Below are 22,300 nucleotides of genomic sequence, written 5' to 3'. Positions count from 1 at the left end.
TGTGAGGTTTATGCTCCGCCTAAATCGTGATGACGTCGAACTTCCCTTCGCGGAAGTGGCGGCGCAAATCTTTTTTGTCGAACTTATCCACGCTGGTTTTATCGATGTGCTCAACAAAGGTCCAGTTCTCCGGCACCATCCAACCTGGAACACGTTGTCGCAGTTCGTCGGCTAGCTCTTGAGCAGTGTCAACGCTCCAGGGGGTGCCGTCGGCCAGTACCACCACCGCCAGCGGACGCTGCCCCCACTTTTCGGAGGGGATGCCAATGATCGCCGCCTCGATAACAGCGGCCGGTTCCATGAGGTAGGTTTCGAGTGCCGCAGAGTAGATCCACTCACCGCCGGAACGGATGATGTCGGTTTTGCGGTCGTGGATCGTCAGGTAACCATCCTTGTTTACCGTGGCGATGTCTCCGGTGCGGAGCCAGCCATCGGGAGTGAAACGCGGGCTATCGTCCTCATAGTAGGATCCCGTCACGGTGTTGCCACGCACCTGTAGCTCGCCGGAGTTACGGTCATGGGCTTCGAGCTCGTTGCCGTCATCGTCGACGATGCGGTAGCGCATACCTGCATGGAAGCGACCCTGGCTTTCGCGATATTTGGCACGTGCGGCGCCGGCTACGCCTGCCGGAGGGTGGGCGACCGTGCCCACAGGGCCTGTTTCGGTCATGCCCCAGGCGTGGACGATGTCCACACCGAAGCGTTCCTCCCATGCGTCGATGAGAGCCGGGGGAACCTGCGACCCACCGACGTAGATCTCCTGCAGACTCATCTTCTTCGGCTGGTGTTTGGTGTAGTGCACCAGCAGGCCAGTCCAAACGGCGGGGGAACCGTGTGCCTGGCGTGGCATCGCGTCTTCAACAACGTGCGCGATGTGCTCCGGGTCGGCACGATGGCCGGTAAACACAATGGGGGCGCCTGCCATAAACGCAGCCAGCGGCACACCCCAGCTGAGCACATGGTAGATCGGTACGCCGCACAGGAAACTGGTGCCGTTGCGGATACTGAAGCTATCGGCGGCGCGCAGTTGCATCGAGTGTAACCACAGTGCTCGGTGGGAGTACACCACACCTTTCGGCGGACCTTCAGTGCCGGTGGAGAAGCAGATCGCCGCGGGGTCGGTCTCTTCGATAGCTGGCCAGTCGAAGTCGGCGCTGCGTCCGTCCAAGGTGGCTTCCAGATTGAGGACGCGCAGATGGCGTTCGTTGCGCAGACCCAGTTCCTCTATGAGTTGTTGCACCGTAGTAGTAGGGGCTTGGTCGGCGCCGATGACAAGTACAGCTTCCACACAAGGGCAGTCTGCGAGGAGGGGCACGATCTGTTCGCTGCAAGTGACGTCGATCACCAGGACGCGTGGAGCGGATTTATTGATGATGCTCGTGATCTGGCTGCCCATAAGGTGCCGGTTAATGGGGCTAAAAACCGCTCCCATAGACGCGACCGACAGCATGATCTCAAGATGTTCGGTGCAATTGGGCAGGACGGTTCCCACACGCTCGCCTTGCTGGATGCCAAATTCGTCACGGAACATGTTGGCCATGGCAGCGGCGCGGATGCCGATATGCAGGAAGCTGGTTTGTTCCGCAGTTTCATCAAAATACGTGGTCACAGTCGTATTTCGGTGAACACTGGCGCCGTACTCCAGAATCCTGGCTACGGAAAGCGGGATCTCCTGCATTGTCGACTTCATGCGTTTCAGCCTAGCCGTTAGGTGCAGGGCGTGGGGGAGGTGCTATTGTAAGCAACGGAAGCCGGATGCGAGGCTCGTTTTCTCCACTTTTCTTTCTTTACGACGCCACCCCGCGCTACACCCGCCGCCAGTCACATCTTGGGACTTTGAGGCGGCAATCTTTCTAGAAGATTCCCGCAATCTTTGGGTTAAATTTAAAACTGTTGTCGAACACGCATGTCTGGCCGATCCTGGGGCTTCGCAGGCTTTTGAAGGGTCATGGAAGGCATCAGACGTGAAAGGACTTTTGTGAGCCTGTCCGATATTTTGGCTCGTGGCCAAGCCAATGGCCTCGCCTCGTTGAAGTTGCCGGAGCTGCGCCAGGTCGCGGCGGCACAGGGGCTGAAGGGTACCTCTGGTCTCCGCAAGGGCGATCTCATTGCCGCTATTGAATCCGCTGGCAGCGGTGGGGGAGCTGCGTCAGCATCTCGACCGACGAAGGTGCGCGAGCCCAAGGAAGAGCCGGTTGTGGAGGCGTCGGAAGGGCGTCACAAAGAAGACAACCAGGCCAACGAGAACGCCGAAGAGAAAACTAAGCAGAACGATCAGCAGGGTTCGGAGCAGCGCGAAGCTCGTTCCCGCGACCGTGACGGTGGGCGCGACGGAGGCCGTGAGGACAATCGCGGAAACCGCCGTAATCGCCGTAATCGCCGTAATCGCCGTAACCGTGGGCGGGATAACAACCGCAACGGTGATAACCGAGTTAACCGGGATAACCGTGATAATGGTGGCGATGGTAACGCCAATAACAATGGGAACGGCGGCAACAACCGTGAGCAGAAGCCGGAAGAGCTGACGCCGGTCGCCGGCATCCTCGATTTCGTTGATGCTAATACCGCCTTTATCCGCACCACCGGCTACCACGCAGGCTCGACCGACGTGTACGTGCCGATTAACACGGTGCGTAAGTACGGAATGCGCCACGGTGATGCGATTACCGGCACTATTCGTCCGAAGAACAACAACAATAACGGTGGCGGCCGCGGTCGAAACCGTCAGAAGTACACGCCGATCTACCAGGTGGAGACCGTTAACGGACTCACCCCGGAGCAGGCGACGGCACGCCCGCACTTCGCGAAGCTCACCCCGCTGTATCCAAACCAGCGATTGCGTTTGGAGACCGACCCGAAGATCCTGACGACTCGCGTGATTGACCTGATCATGCCGATCGGTAAGGGCCAGCGTGCATTGATCGTGTCCCCACCGAAGGCTGGTAAGACGACGATCCTGCAGGACATCGCGAACGCGATCTCTACAAACAACCCCGAGTGCTACCTGATGGTTGTGCTGGTCGATGAACGTCCCGAGGAAGTCACGGACATGCAGCGATCCGTCAAGGGCGAGGTCATCGCCTCGACGTTCGACCGCCCGCCGGGAGAGCACACCAACGTTGCGGAGCTAGCTGTTGAGCGCGCAAAGCGTCTCGTCGAGCAGGGCAAGGACGTTGTTCTTTTGCTGGATTCCATCACCCGTTTGGGTCGTGCGTACAACAACTCTTCGCCAGCTTCCGGACGCATCCTGTCCGGTGGTGTGGATTCCAATGCACTGTACCCACCGAAGCGCTTCCTGGGAGCGGCTCGAAACATCGAAAACGGCGGTTCCCTGACCATCATTGCCACGGCAATGGTGGAGACCGGCTCTGCTGGCGACACGGTGATCTTCGAGGAATTCAAGGGCACCGGCAATGCCGAGCTAAAGCTGGACCGCAAGATCGCCGAGCGTCGAGTTTTCCCGGCTGTGGACGTCAACCCGTCGGGTACCCGCAAGGACCAGTTGCTGCTCAGCCCGGAGGAGGCGCGCATTATGCACAAGCTGCGCCGCATTCTTTCGGCGCTGGACCCGCAAGCAGCCATCGACCTGCTGATCAAGCAGCTGCGTAAGAACAAGACCAACCGGGAGTTCATGCTGCAGGTTGCTAGCTCCGCGCCTCTGGCGGGCGAGGACGAGGAGGATTAAACCATGAGCCAATCACCATCAGTCATCGATGACATCCTGGCTGAGTACCAGGGGCTAGAGATGCAGCTGGGCGACCCCGAGCTGCACAACGATCCGGCGGCAGCTCGCAAGGTAGGCAAGCGTTTCTCCGAGCTGCAGCCGATCATCCAGACGCACCAAAAGCTCGAACAGGCACGAGAAGATCATGAAGCAGCCTCCGAGATGGCGTCCGAGGATAAGGAATTCGCGGAGGAAGCTAAGCGCCTGGAACAGGAAATCGGACAGCTGGAGGAACAGCTGACTGACCTGCTGGCGCCGCGTGACCCGCACGATGGCGACGACATCGTCATGGAAATCAAGTCCGGTGCCGGCGGCGAAGAGGCCGCACTATTCGCCGGTGAGCTTGCGCGTATGTACCAGCGCTACGCAGAGCGCCATGGCTTTAGCGCCGAGATTCTTGGACTCAATGAGACCGACCTGGGTGGTGTGAAGGATATGACCTTGTCGATCCGCTCCAAGCAGCCGTCCCGCGACGGTGCCTGGTCCGAGTTCAAGTTCGAAGGCGGCGTGCACCGCGTGCAGCGTATCCCCGTCACAGAGTCGCAGGGTCGCATTCAGACCTCCGCTGCGGGCGTGCTGGTATACCCGGAACCCGACGAGGTGGAGGACGTGGAGATCGACGAGAAGGACATCCGCGTAGACGTCTACCGCTCCTCCGGTAAGGGCGGCCAGGGTGTGAACACCACGGACTCCGCCGTGCGTATCACCCACCTGCCGACCAATATTGTGGTGACCTGTCAGAAGGAACGCTCTCAGATCCAGAACCGCGCTCGTGCGATGCAGGTGCTTGCTGCGCGTCTGCAGCAGATGAGGGAAGAAGAAGCTGAGGCAGAGGCAGCTGAGGGTCGCGCTGCACAGATCCGCACTATGGATCGTTCCGAGCGCATCCGCACCTATAACTTCCCAGAGTCGCGCGTGTCCGATCACCGGATTGGCTACAAAGCCAACAACCTGGACGCCGTTTTGGGCGGAGACCTGGAAGCACTGTTTGCGGCTTTGAAGGAAGCCGACCGCGCACGCCGCCTCGAGGCGGAAGACTAGCTTCCGTCCTCAGCGCAGGTAGCTTGTGAATATCAACCTTGTGAATATCAACGAGGCAATCCGCGAGGCCACCGCGCAGCTCCACGCCGCGGGGATCGATTCTGCCGTGGTCGACGCGCGCCTGTTGATGCGCTATCTGCTGGCCGAGCCCGCTACGGACAATAGCCCCCGCACCGCAGTGGATCCGGGCACCCTCTTCCTCCGCTCCGATGAACCAGCACCCGCCGCCTATGCGGGGTGGGTTGCTCGTCGCGCCTCCCGCGAGCCCTTGCAACACATCGTCGGCTCTGCTCCCTTTTGCGGGGTGGATCTTTTTGCCGAGCCGGGCTGCTTTATCCCCCGCCCCGAAACCGAGCTGCTGGCCGAATGGGCCGCGCGCTCCCTTGCGAACCACCCCGCGCCGCGCGTGGTTGATCTTTGCTGCGGGCCTGGCACGCTGGGGCTTGGGGCTTCTTTTCTTTATGACGCCCCCATCTCCCTATTGGGCGTAGATATCTCGGATCGCGCTCTGCGCTTGGCTGAAAAGAATGCACGGTTGATCCCGCAGGTAAACGCTACTTTTGTTAAAGCAGATCTGGCAGCCGACGATCCCGAGGCGTTTGCAAAAGCCTGTGAGCTCGGGCGGGGTGCCAACGCACCTGCCGATGTTGTGGTGTGCAATCCGCCCTATGTGCCGGAATCTACACATGTCACTCCAGAAGTCGCTGCCGATCCGCACGCAGCCGTGTTCTCCGGACCAGACGGGCTGGATCTCATGCCCCAGGTGCTGTTGTGGGCTGAGGCGCTGGGACGGCGGGGTGGTGGCGTCGGCATCGAACACGATGACTCCAACGGCGAACAAGTAGCAGAGATGATGCAGCGCCGTGGGTGGCAAGAAGTTACTCAACACCGCGACTTGGCAGGTCGGCCACGCTTCGTAACCGCCCTGCTGCCGCAATAGTTCGGACGATGGGGCTAAGGTAGAGCACGTAATTCATAAGCAAGAAAGGGCTGCAATGTCGAGAACCGTAGACGCAACCGATCCGCAGAACCGAGAGGCCGCGATCGAAACCGCGGCGAATGCGGTCAAGGGCGGGCGCCTGGTCGTATTGCCGACCGACACTGTGTACGGAATTGGCTGCGACGCTTTCGACAACGAGGCTGTATCCGCACTCCTGCGAGCCAAAGGACGCGGCCCCGACATGCCAGTTCCCGTGCTGGTGCCCAGCTGGACCACCATCGAGGGGCTCGTGCGCGAATACACCTATAACATGCGCAAGCTCGTGGAGGCCTTCTGGCCGGGCGGGCTATCCATGGTTGTGCACCAGGCTCCGAGCCTGCCGTGGAACCTGGGAGACACACGCGGCACAGTCATGTTGCGCATGCCCAACCAGCCGATCGCACTTGAACTATTGGAGCGAACTGGCCCCATGGCCGTCTCCAGTGCCAATATTTCGGGTCAGCCGCCGGCTACGAATGTGCAGATGGCGGAAGACCAGCTGGGTGCGGACGTGACCACCTACATCGACGGTGGGGAAGCGCACCACGGTGTGGCATCCACTATTGTGGATCTTTCCTCTGGCCGACCGCGTATTCTGCGCGAAGGAGCTGCCACCACCGAGCGCGTAGCAGAGGTGCTGGGGATGAGCAGTATGGAGCTGCGGGGAGAGATTTAATGCAATTGCTCGCCCAGCCGGCCATCGGCGCAGGAATTCCCCTGCGCGAGTTGGTGCTGGTGCTTCTCGTTGCCTGCACAGTTACTTACTTAGTAACCGGTGCAGTGCGGTCGTTGATCTTGCGATATGGACGCATGGCCGCCCCGCGCCAGCGTGATGTGCACACAGTCCCCATGCCCCGGTTAGGTGGTGTGGCGATGTTTACGGGCCTGGTTGTGGCAGTGATTGTGGCCAATCAGCTACCTGCGTTGACGCGCGGATTTCCACCCGTGACACCCGATATGACAGCGGTGTTGATGGCCGCATTTGTGATCGTTGTGGTTGGTGTGGTCGATGACCTCTATGACATCTCTTGGGTCTTGAAGCTGGGCGGACAAATCGTGGGTGCCGTGGTGATGAGCTTGATGGGGCTCAGTTGGTACCTGTTCTACGTGCCCTTTGGCGACGGCACCACGCTGATTCTGGATCAAGTGCAGTCTACGATTCTGACGGCACTGTTGACCGTGACAATTGTGAACGCGATGAACTTCGTCGATGGGCTGGACGGATTAGCCGCCGGACTGGGAGCAATTGCAGCGGGTACTATTCTGATTTACTCGTTGACCATTCTGCATGACCAGAGTGGCACAGTGGCGGCATACCCACCGGCGATTATTTCTGCGGCGTTAGTCGGTATCTGCATGGGCTTTTTGCCACACAATTTCTCACCCGCTCGCATTTTTATGGGAGATAGCGGTGCAATGTTGATTGGTTTGTTGCTGTCCGCGGCCTGCACTTCCGCATCTGGGCGGATCAACGCTGCGCTCTATGGACCCGCGGATATGATGGCGCTACTGTCGCCCATGATTGTGGTGCTGGCAGCACTATCCATTCCATTGCTGGACTTGGTAATGGCGGTGGTGCGCCGCGTGTCGAAGGGCAAGAGTCCTTTCTCCCCGGACAAGAAGCACCTACACCATCGACTTCTTAGTATTGGCCACACTCAAAAGCGTGTGGTGTTGGTTTTGTACACCTGGGTTGGGGTAGTGGCATTCGGTGCCGTGGGGTTGACCGTTCTACCTCTGCCTGTCATGGCGATTTCTTTTAGCATGCTGGTGATTATCGCCATTTCGGCAACGGTCGTTCCACTGCGGCGAGCAAATCGGAAGTCAAACACTGCTCAGGTAAGCTAATCGCCATGAGTGATGCGACTGAGAAAACTGGGAACGCTGGGAACGCTGGGGACGCTGAGAACGCTGGGCACAACGGTGCCAAAGAGCTACCCGAACTAAATGATGTATCCCAAGTGGAAGACCACGTCGCGCCGCTGAAAGCTGCGATGCGTGCTGGAGTGCTGGTTCTCCTGGCTCTGGGTGTGGTGTCCCTCCTGGTGTGGGGGCTGATTAGCGGTACAGCAGGCTTGTGGGGAGCCGGCATCGGTTGGTTGGTCGGCGGCGGGTTTATGCTGATGACCGTTGTAATTGTGTTGGTGAGTTCCAATACGTCGCCCTCTGCCACGATGGGGTTGATCTTGGGAAGCTGGTTGGTCAAGGCCGCGGCACTGCTGGGAATCCTGTTCTTCCTTAAAGACAAGACTTTCTACGACACGCCAGCACTGGCCGTGACCGTTATGCTCAGCATGATTGCCGTGCTAGTTATTGAGACGCTGGCAGTCACCCGCACTCAAAAGCTGTACATTAGCTAGGGAGTAGGGCGCTCAATGCGCCCCTTCAGCTAAAAAGCTGGACAGGGGGAGTGTGGAGTAGGCCGCAAATGATTCTTGCTCCAAAGACGTTGAAAAGCACGACCAAGTGGGGGGACCCGCGCTGCGTTTCACTTAGCGATTCGCGAAGCAATACTGATATTGTCTTAGCGGGCCTTTTATTGGCACACGTATGTGTGAACAGTAGATACGGCACCGGCTGATTCTGTAGGGACGTGCGACGGAGTCCCTTAATTATCGGCCTAACTCTTCGAAAAGAGACCTCCATCGCACCGCAGTGATTCCATGCAATCTTGCGGCCCAATCACGGGAGAGAACGCTGAGCGTAACAACCTTGGCCATGAAGGGCGAATTCCACCCGCCTTCATTGGAGCACGAATTCTTCCCGGGGCAAGTGGATAGCAACCACCTGTGGTTCAGTGAGTTTGCCGGTGGAGCGTTCGCGCTCGACCGCCTCATGGTCATCCGTATTGTGATGATTCTGCTGGTTTCTGCATTCTTCTTCTTTGCAATGCGGAAGCCGAAGCTGATTCCGAGTGGCGTTCAGAACGTTGCTGAGCTCTTCTTGGACTTCGTTCGAATTCACATCGCGGAGGATATCTTGGGCAAGAAGGAAGGGCGCCGGTTCCTGCCGATCATCGCCTCTATCTTCTTCACCGTTCTTGCCGTCAACATGTCGACGATCATCCCGTTCATGAATGTTTCAGCCAGCGCTCGCGTGGGTCTACCCCTGGTGCTGGCTGTTGTCGCATACATTGCCTTCATCTACGCGGGTGTGAAGCGCTACGGCTTCGGCAAGTACGTCAAGTCCTCGCTGATCATTCCTGGTTTGCCGACATGGCTCCACTTCATCGTGGCGCCGATTGAGGCATTCTCCACATTCGTCCTCCGTCCGGTAACGCTTACCATTCGTCTTATGGCGAATATGCTGGCTGGACACATCATCCTCGTCATGCTGTTCACTGCTACGAACTTCTTCTTCTGGCAGATGAGCGGCTGGAGCTTGGTTGCTGGCGGCACGATCCTCTTCGCGATCGCCTTCACCCTGTTCGAGCTCATGGTGATCTTCTTGCAGGCATACATCTTTGCCCTGCTGACCGCCGTGTATATCGAGCTGTCCCTCCATGCGGACGAGCACTAATTCGCCCCTTTTTAAGTACTAAAATGACCAGGCCGGACAACAAAAACAGAAAAGCTGCAACCGGCCGGTTCTCAGAAAGGTAATGGAAACCAAATGAACGACATCTTCCTCATCGCGCAGGACACCACCACCAAGTTCCAGGGCTTCGGCACCATCGGCTACGGCCTGGCTGCTATCGGCTCCGCTATCGGTGTGGGCAACGTTGCAGGTAAGACCGCAGAGGCTATGGCTCGCCAGCCTGAGATGGCCGGCCAGCTGCGCACCACCATGTTCCTGGGTATCGCTTTCGCCGAGGCACTGGCTCTGATCGGCTTCGTCGCCGGCTTCCTGTTCTAATTTCAGTGCGATTGGCCGCTCGTTAAGAGCACTTTCTAACCACCGCACCAGAATCGAAAGCTGGAGACTATGACGAACACCTTTTTGTTAGCAGCTGAGAAGCTGCCAATGGAGGAGTCGGTTAACCCGCTCATTCCTCCGCTGTACGACATCGTCTGGTCCATCATTCCTTTTGCAGTCATCCTGTTTGTCTTCTGGAAGTTCGTTCTTCCGAAGTTTCAGGAAGTGCTGAATCAGCGCGAGGATCAGATCGAGGGCGGCATTCGGCGTGCCGAGTCCGCTCAGGCAGAAGCTAAGGCTGCCTTGGAGAAGTACAACGCTCAGCTCGCTGAGGCACGCACTGAGGCTGCACAGATTCGTGATGACGCCCGTTCTCAGGGCCAGAAGATCATCGCGGACATGAAGGCTCAGGCAACCGAAGAGTCCAACCGTATCGTCGAGTCGGGCCACAAGCAGCTCGAAGCACAGCGTTCCGCCGTTGTTACCGACCTGCGTAAGGAGATGGGTGAGAACTCCATCAACTTGGCTGAGCGCCTGCTGGGCGAGCAGCTGTCGGACGACGTAAAGCGCTCGGGCACCATCGATAACTTCCTCGCCGGACTGGACAACGTCGGCGCATCCGGGAAGTGATCGGTATGCACGCAGCGAGCCGAGAGGCAATTGAGCGCCTCGAGAAGACCCTGGATCAGGGTCTGAACGAGACCTCCGACAAAGTGGGCACCGGTGTAACCACCGGCACCGAGCTGTTCGATGTTGTTGAACTGCTCGACAGTGACCGCGGCCTGCGTGTCGCGCTGATCGACCCGGCGAGGGATGCCAACACCCGCGTCGAGCTGGCCAAGCGCCTGCTCGGTGGAAAGGTATCCGCCTCGACGGAAGAAATCGTGTCTGCTGCTGTATCCCAGTCGTGGTCCAACACCCGTGACCTGCGCGACGGACTTGTGAAGCTGGGCCGCCTGGCCCTGCTGCGCGCCGCCGACGCCCAGGGACAACAGGATCGCGTTGAAGACGAACTGTTCCAGCTGGCTCGAATCATCGAGCGTGAGCCGGAGCTAGAGCTGAAGCTGGCCGACCGTGCCACATCTTCGGATGCACGCCGGGATCTGCTGGCTAAGGTCCTGTACGGAAAAGTCACCTCCACGACGGAGGCTCTGGCACTGCAGGCGATCGGTCGCCTCCGCCAGCGTCCAGTCGAGGAGCTTGACTCGTTGACTGAAGAGGTAGCTGCTTTGGAAGGACGCACCGTTGCGCGTGTCCGCTCTGCAGCTGCCCTGGGTGAACAGCAGAAGTCGACTCTGTCGGACAAGCTGGAAAAGATTTACGGTCGCAAGATTGCGGTCCACTCCGAGGTTGATACCAGCCTCCTCGGCGGTGCCGTAATCCGCGTCGGTCACGAAGTTATCGACGGCAGCACTGCAGGACAGCTGCGGCGCCTGCGCCAGTCGATTGCTTAAGGGCGTCATAAAGAATCGCTCCTTAGAAGTAACCGACACCGACCCAAGCAAGAGAATTAATGCTGGAAGACGAAACCGAGAGCAGGAAGAACATGGCGGAGCTGACGATCTCCTCCGATGAGATCCGTAGCGCGATTGCGAACTACACCTCGAGCTACTCCCCGGAGGCCTCCCGTGAGGAGGTCGGCGTGGTCACGGCGGCTGCAGACGGTATTGCCCAGGTAAGCGGCATGCCTTCTGTGATGGCTAACGAGCTACTCGAGTTCCCAGGCGGCGTTATTGGCGTTGCACAGAACCTCGACACCGACACCGTCGGCGTCGTAATCCTGGGTAACTTCGAGTCCCTCAAGGAGGGCGACGAGGTCAAGAGGACCGGCGAGGTCCTGTCCATCCCGGTCGGGGAGAAGTTCCTCGGCCGCGTTATCAACCCACTGGGTCAGGCCATCGACGGCCTGGGCGACATTGAGTCCGAGGAAGAACGCGCCCTCGAACTCCAGGCGCCCTCCGTTCTGATGCGTCAGCCCGTCGAGGAGCCGATGCAGACCGGCATCAAGGCTATCGACGCAATGACCCCGATTGGCCGTGGTCAGCGCCAGCTGATCATTGGTGACCGCAAGACCGGTAAGACCTCGGTCTGCATCGATACCATCCTGAACCAGCGCGACAACTGGGCATCCGGCGACCCGAAGAAGCAGGTTCGCTGCATCTACGTTGCCATCGGTCAGAAGGGCTCTACGATCGCTTCGATCCGTAAGACCCTGGAAGACCACGGCGCGCTGGAGTACACCACCATCGTGGCAGCACCGGCATCCGACTCCGCCGGCTTTAAGTGGCTGGCACCGTTCACCGGTGCAGCTCTGGGCCAGCACTGGATGTACCAGGGCAAGCACGTCCTGGTTATCTACGATGATCTGACCAAGCAGGCTGAGGCCTACCGTGCGATCTCCCTGCTGCTGCGTCGCCCGCCGGGCCGCGAGGCATACCCCGGTGACGTTTTCTACCTGCACTCCCGTCTGCTGGAGCGTGCAGCGAAGCTCAACGACGAGCTGGGCGGCGGTTCGCTGACGGCACTGCCGATCATTGAGACGAAGGCAAACGACGTATCTGCCTTCATTCCGACCAACGTCATTTCCATTACCGACGGTCAGGTCTTCCTGGAGTCCGATCTGTTCAACCAGGGTGTCCGACCGGCTATTAACGTTGGTGTGTCCGTCTCCCGTGTGGGTGGTGCCGCACAAACCAAGGGCATGAAGAAGGTGTCCGGTTCCCTGCGTCTGGATCTGGCCGCTTACCGCGACCTGGAGGCCTTCGCGGCCTTCGCATCCGACCTGGACCCTGCTTCCAAGGCACAGCTGGAGCGCGGTAAGCGCCTGGTTGAGCTGCTGAAGCAGAAGGAGACCCAGCCGCAGTCCGTCGAGGATCAGATGGTTTCCATCTACCTGGCTGGCGAGGGCGAGTTCGACGACGTTCCGGTTGAGGACGTCCGCCGTTTCGAGTCCGAGCTGCTGGAGAACCTGCACGCTTCCCACGGTGGCGTGTTTGAGCAGATCAAGGGTGGCACCCCGTTCAACGACGAGTCGAAGGCCGAACTGGCCGGTGCCGTCCGCGACTTCAAGCAGGGCTTCCAGACCACCGACGGCACCCCCGTCATCAACGAGCCTGAGGCTCGCCCGCTCGGCGACGATGAGGTCTCGAAGTCTCAGATCACTGTCTCCCGCAAAGCAAAGTAACCGCGGAAGGTAAGTGAGCACAGTGACCACCAAGAACATTAATGAAACAGAAGGGAGGCGATAGTTATGGCTAGTCTTCGCGAGCTGAGGACACGCATCAAGTCCGTGAACTCAACGAAGAAGATCACGAAGGCCCAGGAGCTCATCGCCACCTCGAGGATCACCAAGGCTCAGGCGCGCGTTGAAGAGGCAGAGCCTTACGCGGAGGAAATCACCCGCGTCGTTCAGCGTCTGGCATCCGCAAGCTCTCTGGATCACAAGATCCTGCAGGAGCCTGCTGGGGCTTCTCGTGCTGCGATCCTCGTGGTTTCAAGTGACCGTGGCATGTGCGGTGGCTACAACAACAACGTCTTCAAGAAGACTGCAGAGTTGCGCAAGCGCCTGGAGAACGAAGGCAAGGACGTTGTTCTGTACGTCTCTGGTAACAAGGGCATCTCCTACTACAACTTCCGCGGTGAGGACATCGCAGGCGCCTGGTCGGGTTACTCCCAGGATCCCGACTACGCAGCCACCCACGATGTTCGTCGCCACCTGATTGATGGCTTCGTCGCCGGTTCCGAGGGAACCGCTAAGTGGCGTGAGGGCCTCAATGTGGAAGAAGGACAGGGCATTCAGGGATTCGACGAGGTGCACATTGTGTACACCCGTTTCGTTTCCATGCTGAGCCAGACCCCAGAGGCACACCGACTGTTGCCGATCGAGACTGTGGTTGAGGAAGAAAAGCTGGAACTCGGCGAGGACTTGGTCTCCGACAAGGCCGACCATGTCGCTGCCGACTACGACTTTGAACCCGACCCAGACACCCTGTTGAAGGCTTTGCTGCCGCAGTATGTCTCCCGAGGCATCTTCGCAGCAATGCTGGAGTCTGCGGCGTCGGAATCCGCAGCGCGTCGTACCGCGATGAGCGCCGCAACCGACAACGCGACCGACCTGGTCAAGCAGCTCTCGCGAGTGGCTAACCAGGCTCGTCAGGCCCAGATTACCCAGGAAATTACAGAGATCGTCGGTGGCGCATCCGCGCTCGCCGATAGCGGAGAAAGTGATTAAGTATGACTACAGCAAACAAGATTCAGCAGCCCGCTGAATCGGCTGTTGCGGGCCGCGTCGTGCGAGTTATCGGCCCGGTCGTCGACGTGGAGTTTCCGCGTGGCCAGCAGCCAGCACTGTTCAACGCCCTGACCGTCGAGGTTGACCTCGAGGCAGTGGCAAAGACCATCACCCTGGAGGTCGCACAGCACCTCGGGGACAACCTCGTTCGCGCCGTGTCCATGGCTCCGACCGACGGTCTGATCCGTGGCGCCGCGGTTACCGACACCGGTAAGCCGATTTCCGTGCCCGTCGGTGACGTCGTCAAGGGCCACGTCTTCAACGCGCTGGGCGACTGCCTGGACGAGCCAGGTCTGGGCCGCGACGGCGAGCAGTGGGGCATCCACCGCGAGCCGCCGGCATTCGACCAGCTCGAGGGTAAGACCGAGATCCTGGAGACCGGTATTAAGGTCATTGACCTGCTGACCCCGTACGTCAAGGGCGGCAAGATCGGCCTATTCGGTGGTGCAGGTGTGGGTAAGACGGTGCTCATCCAGGAGATGATTACCCGTATTGCTCGCGAGTTCTCCGGTACCTCCGTGTTCGCAGGTGTTGGTGAGCGTACCCGTGAGGGCACCGACCTCTTCCTGGAAATGGAAGAGATGGGCGTGCTGCAGGATACCGCGCTTGTGTTCGGCCAGATGGACGAGCCGCCGGGAGTCCGTATGCGCGTGGCTCTGTCCGGTCTGACCATGGCGGAGTACTTCCGCGATGTACAGAACCAGGACGTGCTGCTGTTCATCGACAACATCTTCCGTTTCACCCAGGCCGGCTCTGAGGTATCGACCCTGCTGGGTCGTATGCCTTCCGCCGTGGGCTACCAGCCCACCCTGGCTGACGAGATGGGTGTGCTGCAGGAGCGTATTACCTCGACCAAGGGTCGTTCCATTACCTCCCTGCAGGCCGTGTACGTGCCGGCCGATGACTACACCGACCCGGCACCGGCTACGACCTTCGCCCACCTGGATGCGACCACCGAGCTGGATCGTTCCATCGCCTCGAAGGGTATTTACCCTGCTGTGAACCCGCTGACCTCTACCTCTCGTATCCTCGAGCCGGGTATCGTCGGCGAGCGTCACTACGAGGTTGCTCAGCGCGTGATCCACATCCTGCAGAAGAACAAGGAACTGCAGGACATCATCGCCATCCTGGGTATGGACGAGCTCTCGGAAGAGGACAAGATCACCGTTCAGCGCGCACGTCGCCTGGAGCGCTTCCTGGGCCAGAACTTCTTCGTTGCGGAGAAGTTCACCGGCCTGCCGGGCTCCTACGTGCCACTGAAGGACACGATCGATGCCTTCGAGCGCATCTGCGACGGCGAGTTCGACGCTTACCCGGAGCAGGCCTTCAACGGTCTGGGTGGTCTCGACGATGTCGAGGCTGCTTACAAGAAGATGACCGAAAAGTAAGGGGTTAGGCACATGGCTGAGATTGCCGCACAACTGGTTTCCGTGGAACGTCCGCTGTGGGTTGGTACCGCAACGTCCGTTACCGCGCAGACCACTGAGGGCGAGATCGGCGTGCTCCCTGGTCACGAGCCTCTGCTCGGCCAGCTGGTCGAGAACGGCGTCGTCACCATTCGGACTAACACCGGTGAGAAGCTGGTCGCTGCGGTGCAGGGCGGTTTCCTGTCCGTATCTTCCGAGAAGATCACCATTCTGGCGGATTCTGCGACGTGGGCCAACGAGGTCAACGTTGCGGACGCCGAGGCTCGCGCACAGTCCGCTGAGACTGAGCACGAGAAGGCCGTTGCCGAGTCCGAGCTGCGCGCTGCGAAGCGTATGACCGCTAACTAGTTTTAGCCCATACGTCCCTTTTTAAGCGGGCTCCACTCTATTTCTTAGGGTGGAGCCCGCTTTGCTTTTCGAAACTTCCTTCAGGGCTGTAAGTTAAATATATGGCGTGGTTGTGGTACTTAATCCTGGCGTTGGTGGCGCTCGTCATCGTTGCTATCGTGTGGCGATTTTTCGCTTTACGTTCCCAGGGCTATCCCGTGGTTTTGCGGCGCCTGCCTAATTCCGATGGAAGGCACTGGCGCCACGGGATTTTGAAGTATTCTGGCCTTTCCGCCCAATTCTATAAACTGCGCAGCCTCCGCCCTGCCTCCGATGTTGTGCTAACGCGCCTGGGCACTCATATCGTTTCTCGCCGCGAGATAACGCAGCGCGAGTCGGCTTTCCTGGAGGATCACGTTCATATTGTAGAGGTCTCTCACCGGGGCAGGCATTGGGAAATTGCTTTGGACAGTTCGGGTGATACCGCGCTCGTAGCATGGCTGGAGTCGGCTCCGTCGGAGCGCCGTATACCCCGCCATTAGTACAGCACTTCCGCGCCTTACTGGTTGGCCCGCGCGACCGTAGCGTAGGCTGAACAACCATGCGCTTAGTCATTGCCCGCTGCTGTGTCGATTATGTCGGCCGTCTTGAGGCCCATCTGCCACCCGCTGATCGCTTGATCCTGGTCAAAGCCGATGGTTCGGTTTCCATCCACGCGGACGATCGAGCTTACAAGCCCCTCAACTGGATGATGCCGCCCTGCACCTTGGAGGCCGTCGATGCTTCTTCTTTCGAGGGTGGTGACGCCCCCACCGAATATTCGGAACTAGACAATGAGGGGGTCGAACAGTTGTGGATCGTAGCGAATCCAAAGGGAGAGCAGCTGCGAATCCAGATCTTCGAAATCTATTCAGATACCGAGCATGATCTGGGGGAGGATCCTGGCCTGGTAAAGGACGGTGTGGAAGCCCACCTGCAGGAATTGTTGGCCGAGCAGATCGAGATTCTGGGGGAGGGGTACACACTTGTGCGCCGCGAATATCCAACTGCCATCGGCCCGGTAGACATTCTGTCCAAGGACTCCACCGGGGCGACAGTCGCGGTGGAGATTAAACGCCGCGGCGGCATCGACGGCGTGGAGCAGCTGACGCGCTATGTGGAGCTACTGAACCGCGATGAGCTGCTTGCGCCGGTGTCAGGCGTGTTTGCAGCGCAGGAGATCAAACCACAGGCGCGCACTCTGGCAGAGGATCGGGGATTCCGGTGCGTTACGCTGGACTACGAAGCGATGCGAGGAACCGATTCCTCGGAGTTCAGGCTCTTCTAAAACATTAAGAAGCCAGCAGAAGCAGAAGAAAGGACCTTTCTAAGGTGACGAATCCTTCCAATACTCCTCCGTCTCGGTTCGTTGCGGGTGCGGTGGATCTCGGTGCGGTGAAGCAGCAGGCGGAGCAACGCGCGCAAGCACAAGCGGCACAGGCTCAGCGCGCTCAGGCCGGGCAGGGAACACCGGGCGCCCAGGGAGCTGCAGCCGGTGCAGCCGGTGGTGCTGCCACCTTCGTATCTACGATTACTCCAGAAAATTTCGAGCTTGACCTGGTCGTGCGTTCGACTCAGGTGCCGGTGATCGCGCTGCTGGGCTCCGCTCGCTCGGAGGCCTCGGAGCAGATGCGCCAGGATTTCACCCAGATGGTGGAATCCCAGCAGGCACCAACGAAGTGGCTTTTCCGCTACGTGGATGTGGATGCCACCCCGGAAGTCGCGCAGGCCTTTGGCGTGCAGGCGATCCCCACTGTGATCGCTTTGGCAGCAGGTCGCCCTTTGACCAACTTTGAAGGCGGTCAGCCGGCAGCTCAGCTCAAGGGCTGGGTCGATGCTGTTGTACAGGCTGTGGACGGCAAGCTCCGCGGGCTGGCTGCGGAGGAGGATCCAGCTCATGGCGCTGCCGGTGCAGAGGGCGCAGATGGTGTTGGCAGCGCAGGAGACAGCGATCCCAACGCCGGCGATCCGCGACTTCAGGCTGCTGCCGAGAAGCTGGAACAGGAAGACTACGCGGGTGCTGTGGCGGAGTATGACGCGATTCTTGTGGCGCCAGGACAGGCCGATGAGGAGACTGTGGCAGAAGCTCGGGCGGCACGCGCGAATGCGCTGCTTATGCAGCGCCTTGCCGACGGGGGAGACGAGTTTGCGGAATCTGACCGCCTATTGCTGGCCGGCGATAAGCCCCGGGCTTTCGATCTGCTGATCGAACAGCTGCGACCTTCTGCTGAGGGAAGCGAGGAAAACAAAAAGCAGGCGAAGACTCGCCTGCTTGAGTTGTTCAGCCTATTCGACCCGGCAGACCCCGAGGTTATTGCAGGCCGCACCCGCATGGCCTCGGCACTGTTCTAAGCGCTTTCGCTTCTTTGACCCCGCTGGAGCCACACGGCTCCCGTCGGGATCTATCCCTCCAGGACGAACCAGCGCGCACTGTGCGCCGGGATCTGCAGTACGGCAGAGGCATCCATGCCGTGCGAACCGGTTGGCTCGGTGTGTAGATCACCACTGACACGCCCAGCACCCTCGTACTGCACGTCGTCGGTATTTAGCACCTCGCGCCATGTTCCGGCCTGCGGCAGGCCGATGCGGTAGTTCTCCTGCGTGGTGCCCGAGAAGTTAATCACACACGCCAGCTCTCGCCCGTGGTGGCGTCGAATAAAAGAGAGAACATTGTTCGACGAGTCATCGTTGGCGATCCATTGGAAGCCCTCGGGGGAGTGATCCTGGCCGAGTGCAGGCTCGGAATGATAGAGCTCGTTGAGTTGGCTGGTCAGAGCGCTAATGCCACGGTGGAACTCGCCCTCCCATCCCTCGAGGTTCTGCCAATCGAGACCGCGGGATTCGTTCCACTCCTCGGTCTGGCCCCATTCCTGCCCCTGGAACAATAGCTTCTTGCCGGGGTGAGCCCACATAAAGGCCAGGTAACTCCGCACCATTGCGGCTCTATCCCACGCAGAACCTGCAGGCATTCGCGACCACAGCGTGCCCTTGCCGTGCACAACCTCATCGTGGCTGATCGGTAACACGTACTTCTCGGAGTACGCATAGACCATAGAGAACGTGATCTCGTTGTGGTGGTAGCTGCGGTAGGCCGGATCGCGCTGGATGTATTCGAGGCTGTCGTGCATCCAACCCATGTTCCATTTCAGGCTAAAGCCCAGCCCGCCCTCGCTGGTGGGGGCGGTCACGCCCGGCCAGGAGGTCGACTCTTCTGCAATGGTCAGCGAGCCCGGGCATTCGCGGTGCACCGTGGCATTCATTTCCTGCAGGAACCGGACGGCATCCAGGTTCTCCCGCCCTCCGTGCTCGTTGGGTAGCCAGTCATCGCGGGAGTAGTCCAGGTAGAGCATGGAAGCCACAGCATCCACGCGAAGACCGTCGATGTGGAATTCCTTGCACCAATACAGTGCATTGGCTACGAGGAAGTTGCGGACTTCGTTGCGTCCAAAGTCGAAGACGTACGTTCCCCAGTCCGGCTGCTCTCCACGGCGGGGATCCGGGTGCTCGTAGCAGGCCTCACCGTCGAAGCGCCCCAGAGCCCAACCGTCCTTGGGGAAGTGCCCGGGAACCCAGTCCATGATGACGCCGATGCCCGCGCGGTGAAGGGAATCGATCAGCAGGCGCAGATCGTCCGGAGTTCCATAGCGGTTATTCGGCGCGTAGTAGCCGGTGACCTGGTAACCCCACGAGGGCTCGAACGGGTGCTCGGAGACTCCCATTAGCTCCACGTGGGTGTAGCCCATCTTCTTGACATACTCCACGAGCTCCACGGCCAGCTGCTGGTAGCTCAACCCCTTGCGCCAGCTACCGAGGTGCATCTCGTAGATACTCATCGTCTCGTCAACGCCTACGGCGGCGCGGTGAGCCAACCATTCGTCGTCGCTCCACTGGAACTCGCTATCCGCGACAACAATCGAGGCGGTCGCAGGGGCAGGTTCGGCTAGGCGTGCCATGGGATCGGCCTTATCCAAACGCACGCCGTCGCCGGTGGTGATGGAGAACTTGTAGCGGGTGCCGGCCCCGATACCGGGGATCCACAGCTCCCAGATGCCACTGCTGCCCAGTGCACGCAAGGGGTGCTGGTTAGCATTCCAACCGTTGAAATCGCCGATCACGGACACGCCTGCCGCATGCGGAGCCCATACGGAGAAGGCCACACCACCGTCGACTATGTGCGCGCCGAGAACCTTCCACAGTTCCTCATGGCGGCCTTCGCCGATGAGGTAGCGATCCAAGTCGCCAACGGTTGGCAGATGGCTGTAGGGATCTTCCAGGGTGGTGGTACCCCCGCCCATCCACGTGACCTCGAAGACGTAAGTGTCAACGAAATAGTCCACGGTTGCGGTAAATAGCGCCGGGTATTCGTCGGCTGGCGTCATCGGAAGGAGATCACCACCGTTGATACGGACGGCGACGGACTCCGCCCCGCACTGAACCGTGCGGATTGTGGTGGTGCCGTCGCCGTTATCGTGCGCCCCTAGGACGTCGTGAGGGGCGTGGTGCCTGCGTTCTGCGAGCCGGTGGTAATCGTGGTTCATACCCGCCAATTCTACCTGCGGGGATCGTATTCTTCCTGACCTCGCATGCAGACCCGCTCGCGCTCACCCTCACCAAGGGTGGGCAGTGTGAAGATGTGCGCAACCTGGAAATCTGGATCCAAGCGCACATAGTTGCTGGCGCCCCATGTGTAGGTCTGGTTCGTCGGCAGGTCAGTCACCTCGAAGTGTGCATCGTGCGGGGTGCCCAGGCCGAGCGCCTCGGTATCGAGGTTCACCGAACCCTCGACGATCTGATTCGGGTTCAGGTTCACCACGACCAGCACCGTATTGCCGGTTACCCCGTCGACCTTCGAATAAGCCAGAAGGTCGTCGCTGGTTGTCTCGTGGAGGCGCAGGGTGCGTTGCTGCTGTAGCGCCGGGTTTTCGCGACGCCACTTGTTCAGATCCCTGATCCATTCAGAGCAATTGTCCGCCGTGTAGTCGCGCGGGCGTAGCTCGTACTTCTCGGAATCTAGGTATTCCTCCGAACCGGCGTGCACCGGGGTGGATTCGTAGATCTCGAAGCCGGAGTACACACCCCACAGCGGAGACATCGTGGCAGCCAGCGCAGCGCGGATAGCGAACATGGCTTTGCCACCGGTCTGCAGGGACTCGTGCAGAATGTCCGGGGTATTGACGAAGAGATTCGGGCGGAAAACATCGGCGTAGTTCGCGATATCTCCCGCGAACTCCTCCAGTTCTGCCTTTGTGGTTTTCCACGTGAAGTAGCTGTAGGACTGAGTAAATCCAGCCTTCGCCAGGCCATAGAGGCGCGGCGGGCGGGTGAATGCCTCGGAGAGGAAGACTACATCCGGGTCGGTGGCGTGGATCTCCGCGATCAGCCACTCCCAGAAGTTCGCGGGTTTGGTGTGGGGGTTATCCACGCGGAAGATCCGCACGCCGCGGCCAATCCACAGGCGTACGACCCGCAGCACCTCGTGGTACAGGCCCTCCGGATCGTTGTCGAAGTTCAGCGGGTAGATGTCCTGGTACTTCTTCGGCGGGTTCTCGGCATAGGCGATGGTGCCATCTGGCAATACGGTGAACCACTCAGGATGCTGCTGCGCCCATGGATGGTCGGGGGCACATTGCAAAGCCAGATCCAGCGCGACCTTCAGGCCAAGGTCGCTGGCCGCGGCGACGAAAGCCTCAAAGTCCTCGACAGTGCCCAGGCGTGGGTGAACAGCCTCGTGGCCGCCGTCCTTAGAACCGATCGCCCACGGAGAGCCAACGTCCTCCGGGGTAGGGGTCAGCGTGTTGTTTTTGCCCTTCCGGTTGATTTCCCCGATCGGGTGGATCGGTGGCAGATAGACCACGTCGAATCCCATGTCCGCGATGCGAGGAAGATCCGCTGCGGCGGTGGCGAAGGTCCCGTGTACCGGGTTGCCCTCGGCATCCCAGCCGCCGGTGGAACGCGGGAACATCTCATACCAGGAACCCACACCAGCGGTCTTTTCCTCCACCAGTACGTGGAACTCCGGACCGCGCGTCAGCAGGTCGCGCAGCGGGCGCTTGTCCAGTGCCTCTTTGATCTCCGGAGAGAGCGCAGTGGCCAAGCGCTCGTCAATGCTCAGTGATTCATCGCGCAGCTGGCCAGGTACGGAGGAAACCAGCTCGCGGTGCTTGCGGGACGCCTTTTCCGACGCCCGCTCGAACAGCCGCGCGCCGATCTCGAAATCGTTGGCCAAGGCATGGGCATCCTGGCCTGCAGCTACCTTCTTGGTGATCGCGTTGAACCAGGTCGCGGCTGGATCCGACCAGGCGTCAACACGAAAGGTCCACATACCCGGCACATCCGGAACGAACACAGCGTGGCGACGGTCGACGTCCTCGGGGTCGGGAGTCATTGTGATCTTCGCACGCCCGCCCTCGGCGCCGGCAGGGCGGCGAACGACGAGCGTGGCGGAGATGGCGTCATGTCCCTCACGCCAGACGCTGGCGCTGACCGGGAACACCTGGCCGACAATGGCCTTGGCGGGGGTGGCTCCGTGGGAAATGACGGGGGAGATGCAGTCGATGCCGAGGCGGCCGGTCATGGTGGAAACTCCTTACACATGGCGTTTGTTGTGGCGTTACACC

General features: G+C 59.9%; 20 protein-coding genes. 17 read left to right on the top strand and 3 right to left on the bottom strand.

The genetic code is table 11. The features are described 5' to 3' along the window. Window positions 1-19: 19 nt before the first annotated feature. Window positions 20-1,690 carry a long-chain fatty-acid--CoA ligase gene (locus AC06DS_RS09645; RefSeq protein WP_293789760.1) on the bottom strand — a complete coding sequence of 557 codons (1,671 nt, stop codon included), beginning with the start codon at window positions 1,688-1,690 and terminating at the stop codon, window positions 20-22. Between the two features lie 288 nt (window positions 1,691-1,978). Between AC06DS_RS09645 and rho the strand changes: the two genes are divergently transcribed. The 17 genes from rho to AC06DS_RS09560 all read left to right on the top strand — a co-directional run bounded on the left by rho (window position 1,979) and on the right by AC06DS_RS09560 (window position 18,035). Continuing rightward, complete coding sequence (rho, locus tag AC06DS_RS09640; RefSeq protein ID WP_477100632.1) at window positions 1,979-3,685, top strand: transcription termination factor Rho; 1,707 nt, start codon at window positions 1,979-1,981, stop codon at window positions 3,683-3,685. Window positions 3,686-3,688: 3 nt separating this feature from the next. Continuing rightward, on the top strand, window positions 3,689-4,765 hold the full coding sequence (prfA, locus tag AC06DS_RS09635; protein WP_477100631.1) for a peptide chain release factor 1: 1,077 nt from the start codon (window positions 3,689-3,691) through the stop codon (window positions 4,763-4,765). A gap of 25 nt (window positions 4,766-4,790) precedes the next feature. Continuing rightward, window positions 4,791-5,705: a N5-glutamine methyltransferase family protein gene (locus tag AC06DS_RS09630; RefSeq protein WP_477100630.1), complete on the top strand. Its 915-nt coding sequence runs from the start codon at window positions 4,791-4,793 to the stop codon at window positions 5,703-5,705. Window positions 5,706-5,760: 55 nt separating this feature from the next. Further along, window positions 5,761-6,420, top strand: coding sequence for an L-threonylcarbamoyladenylate synthase (locus tag AC06DS_RS09625; RefSeq protein ID WP_293789771.1), 660 nt, complete (start codon window positions 5,761-5,763; stop codon window positions 6,418-6,420). Further along, complete coding sequence (locus AC06DS_RS09620) at window positions 6,420-7,592, top strand: MraY family glycosyltransferase (protein WP_293789774.1); 1,173 nt, start codon at window positions 6,420-6,422, stop codon at window positions 7,590-7,592. The genes AC06DS_RS09625 and AC06DS_RS09620 overlap by 1 nt, the downstream gene beginning before the upstream one ends. Window positions 7,593-7,597: 5 nt before the next feature. Then, a complete protein-coding gene (locus AC06DS_RS09615; RefSeq protein ID WP_293789777.1) occupies window positions 7,598-8,104 on the top strand; it encodes a Cg1360 family ATP-synthase-associated protein in 507 nt (168 codons plus the stop codon). A 358-nt stretch (window positions 8,105-8,462) separates the two neighbouring features. Further along, entirely contained in the window at window positions 8,463-9,263 is an 801-nt protein-coding gene (gene atpB / locus AC06DS_RS09610) for a F0F1 ATP synthase subunit A (RefSeq protein WP_293789779.1), read from the top strand. 93 nt (window positions 9,264-9,356) lie between these two features. Further along, window positions 9,357-9,599, top strand: a complete 243-nt coding sequence (locus AC06DS_RS09605) for an ATP synthase F0 subunit C (protein WP_005292984.1) — start codon at window positions 9,357-9,359, stop codon at window positions 9,597-9,599. A gap of 69 nt (window positions 9,600-9,668) precedes the next feature. Next, the gene (locus tag AC06DS_RS09600) at window positions 9,669-10,229 is read left to right on the top strand and encodes a F0F1 ATP synthase subunit B (RefSeq protein WP_005292982.1); all 561 of its coding nucleotides are present in this window, start codon (window positions 9,669-9,671) and stop codon (window positions 10,227-10,229) included. Window positions 10,230-10,234: 5 nt separating this feature from the next. Then, window positions 10,235-11,053 carry a F0F1 ATP synthase subunit delta gene (locus tag AC06DS_RS09595; protein ID WP_477100629.1) on the top strand — a complete coding sequence of 273 codons (819 nt, stop codon included), beginning with the start codon at window positions 10,235-10,237 and terminating at the stop codon, window positions 11,051-11,053. Window positions 11,054-11,145: 92 nt separating this feature from the next. Then, complete coding sequence (gene atpA / locus AC06DS_RS09590; RefSeq protein ID WP_434819986.1) at window positions 11,146-12,783, top strand: F0F1 ATP synthase subunit alpha; 1,638 nt, start codon at window positions 11,146-11,148, stop codon at window positions 12,781-12,783. 66 nt (window positions 12,784-12,849) lie between these two features. Further along, a complete protein-coding gene (locus AC06DS_RS09585; RefSeq protein WP_293789796.1) occupies window positions 12,850-13,830 on the top strand; it encodes a F0F1 ATP synthase subunit gamma in 981 nt (326 codons plus the stop codon). A gap of 2 nt (window positions 13,831-13,832) precedes the next feature. Then, on the top strand, window positions 13,833-15,278 hold the full coding sequence (gene atpD / locus AC06DS_RS09580) for a F0F1 ATP synthase subunit beta (protein ID WP_293789799.1): 1,446 nt from the start codon (window positions 13,833-13,835) through the stop codon (window positions 15,276-15,278). 12 nt (window positions 15,279-15,290) lie between these two features. Continuing rightward, entirely contained in the window at window positions 15,291-15,665 is a 375-nt protein-coding gene (locus AC06DS_RS09575) for a F0F1 ATP synthase subunit epsilon (RefSeq protein ID WP_293789802.1), read from the top strand. A gap of 101 nt (window positions 15,666-15,766) precedes the next feature. Continuing rightward, window positions 15,767-16,186, top strand: coding sequence for a DUF2550 domain-containing protein (locus AC06DS_RS09570; protein WP_293789804.1), 420 nt, complete (start codon window positions 15,767-15,769; stop codon window positions 16,184-16,186). A 59-nt stretch (window positions 16,187-16,245) separates the two neighbouring features. Beyond that, window positions 16,246-16,971, top strand: coding sequence for an endonuclease NucS (gene nucS, locus AC06DS_RS09565; protein ID WP_434825892.1), 726 nt, complete (start codon window positions 16,246-16,248; stop codon window positions 16,969-16,971). Window positions 16,972-17,015: 44 nt separating this feature from the next. Further along, window positions 17,016-18,035 carry a tetratricopeptide repeat protein gene (locus AC06DS_RS09560; protein WP_477100628.1) on the top strand — a complete coding sequence of 340 codons (1,020 nt, stop codon included), beginning with the start codon at window positions 17,016-17,018 and terminating at the stop codon, window positions 18,033-18,035. A gap of 50 nt (window positions 18,036-18,085) precedes the next feature. On the opposite strand, the gene glgB is transcribed toward AC06DS_RS09560, so the two are convergent. Together glgB and AC06DS_RS09550 are read right to left on the bottom strand one after the other, a co-directional pair. Beyond that, entirely contained in the window at window positions 18,086-20,221 is a 2,136-nt protein-coding gene (gene glgB, locus AC06DS_RS09555; protein WP_477100627.1) for a 1,4-alpha-glucan branching protein GlgB, read from the bottom strand. 11 nt (window positions 20,222-20,232) lie between these two features. Beyond that, window positions 20,233-22,257, bottom strand: coding sequence for an alpha-1,4-glucan--maltose-1-phosphate maltosyltransferase (locus tag AC06DS_RS09550; protein WP_477100626.1), 2,025 nt, complete (start codon window positions 22,255-22,257; stop codon window positions 20,233-20,235). Window positions 22,258-22,300 lie beyond the last annotated feature (43 nt).

Source organism: Corynebacterium sp. TUM25015 (genome assembly GCF_056393505.1).
The sequence above is the reverse complement of the archived record's forward strand: the minus strand, read 5'-3'. Positions and strand labels throughout refer to the sequence as shown.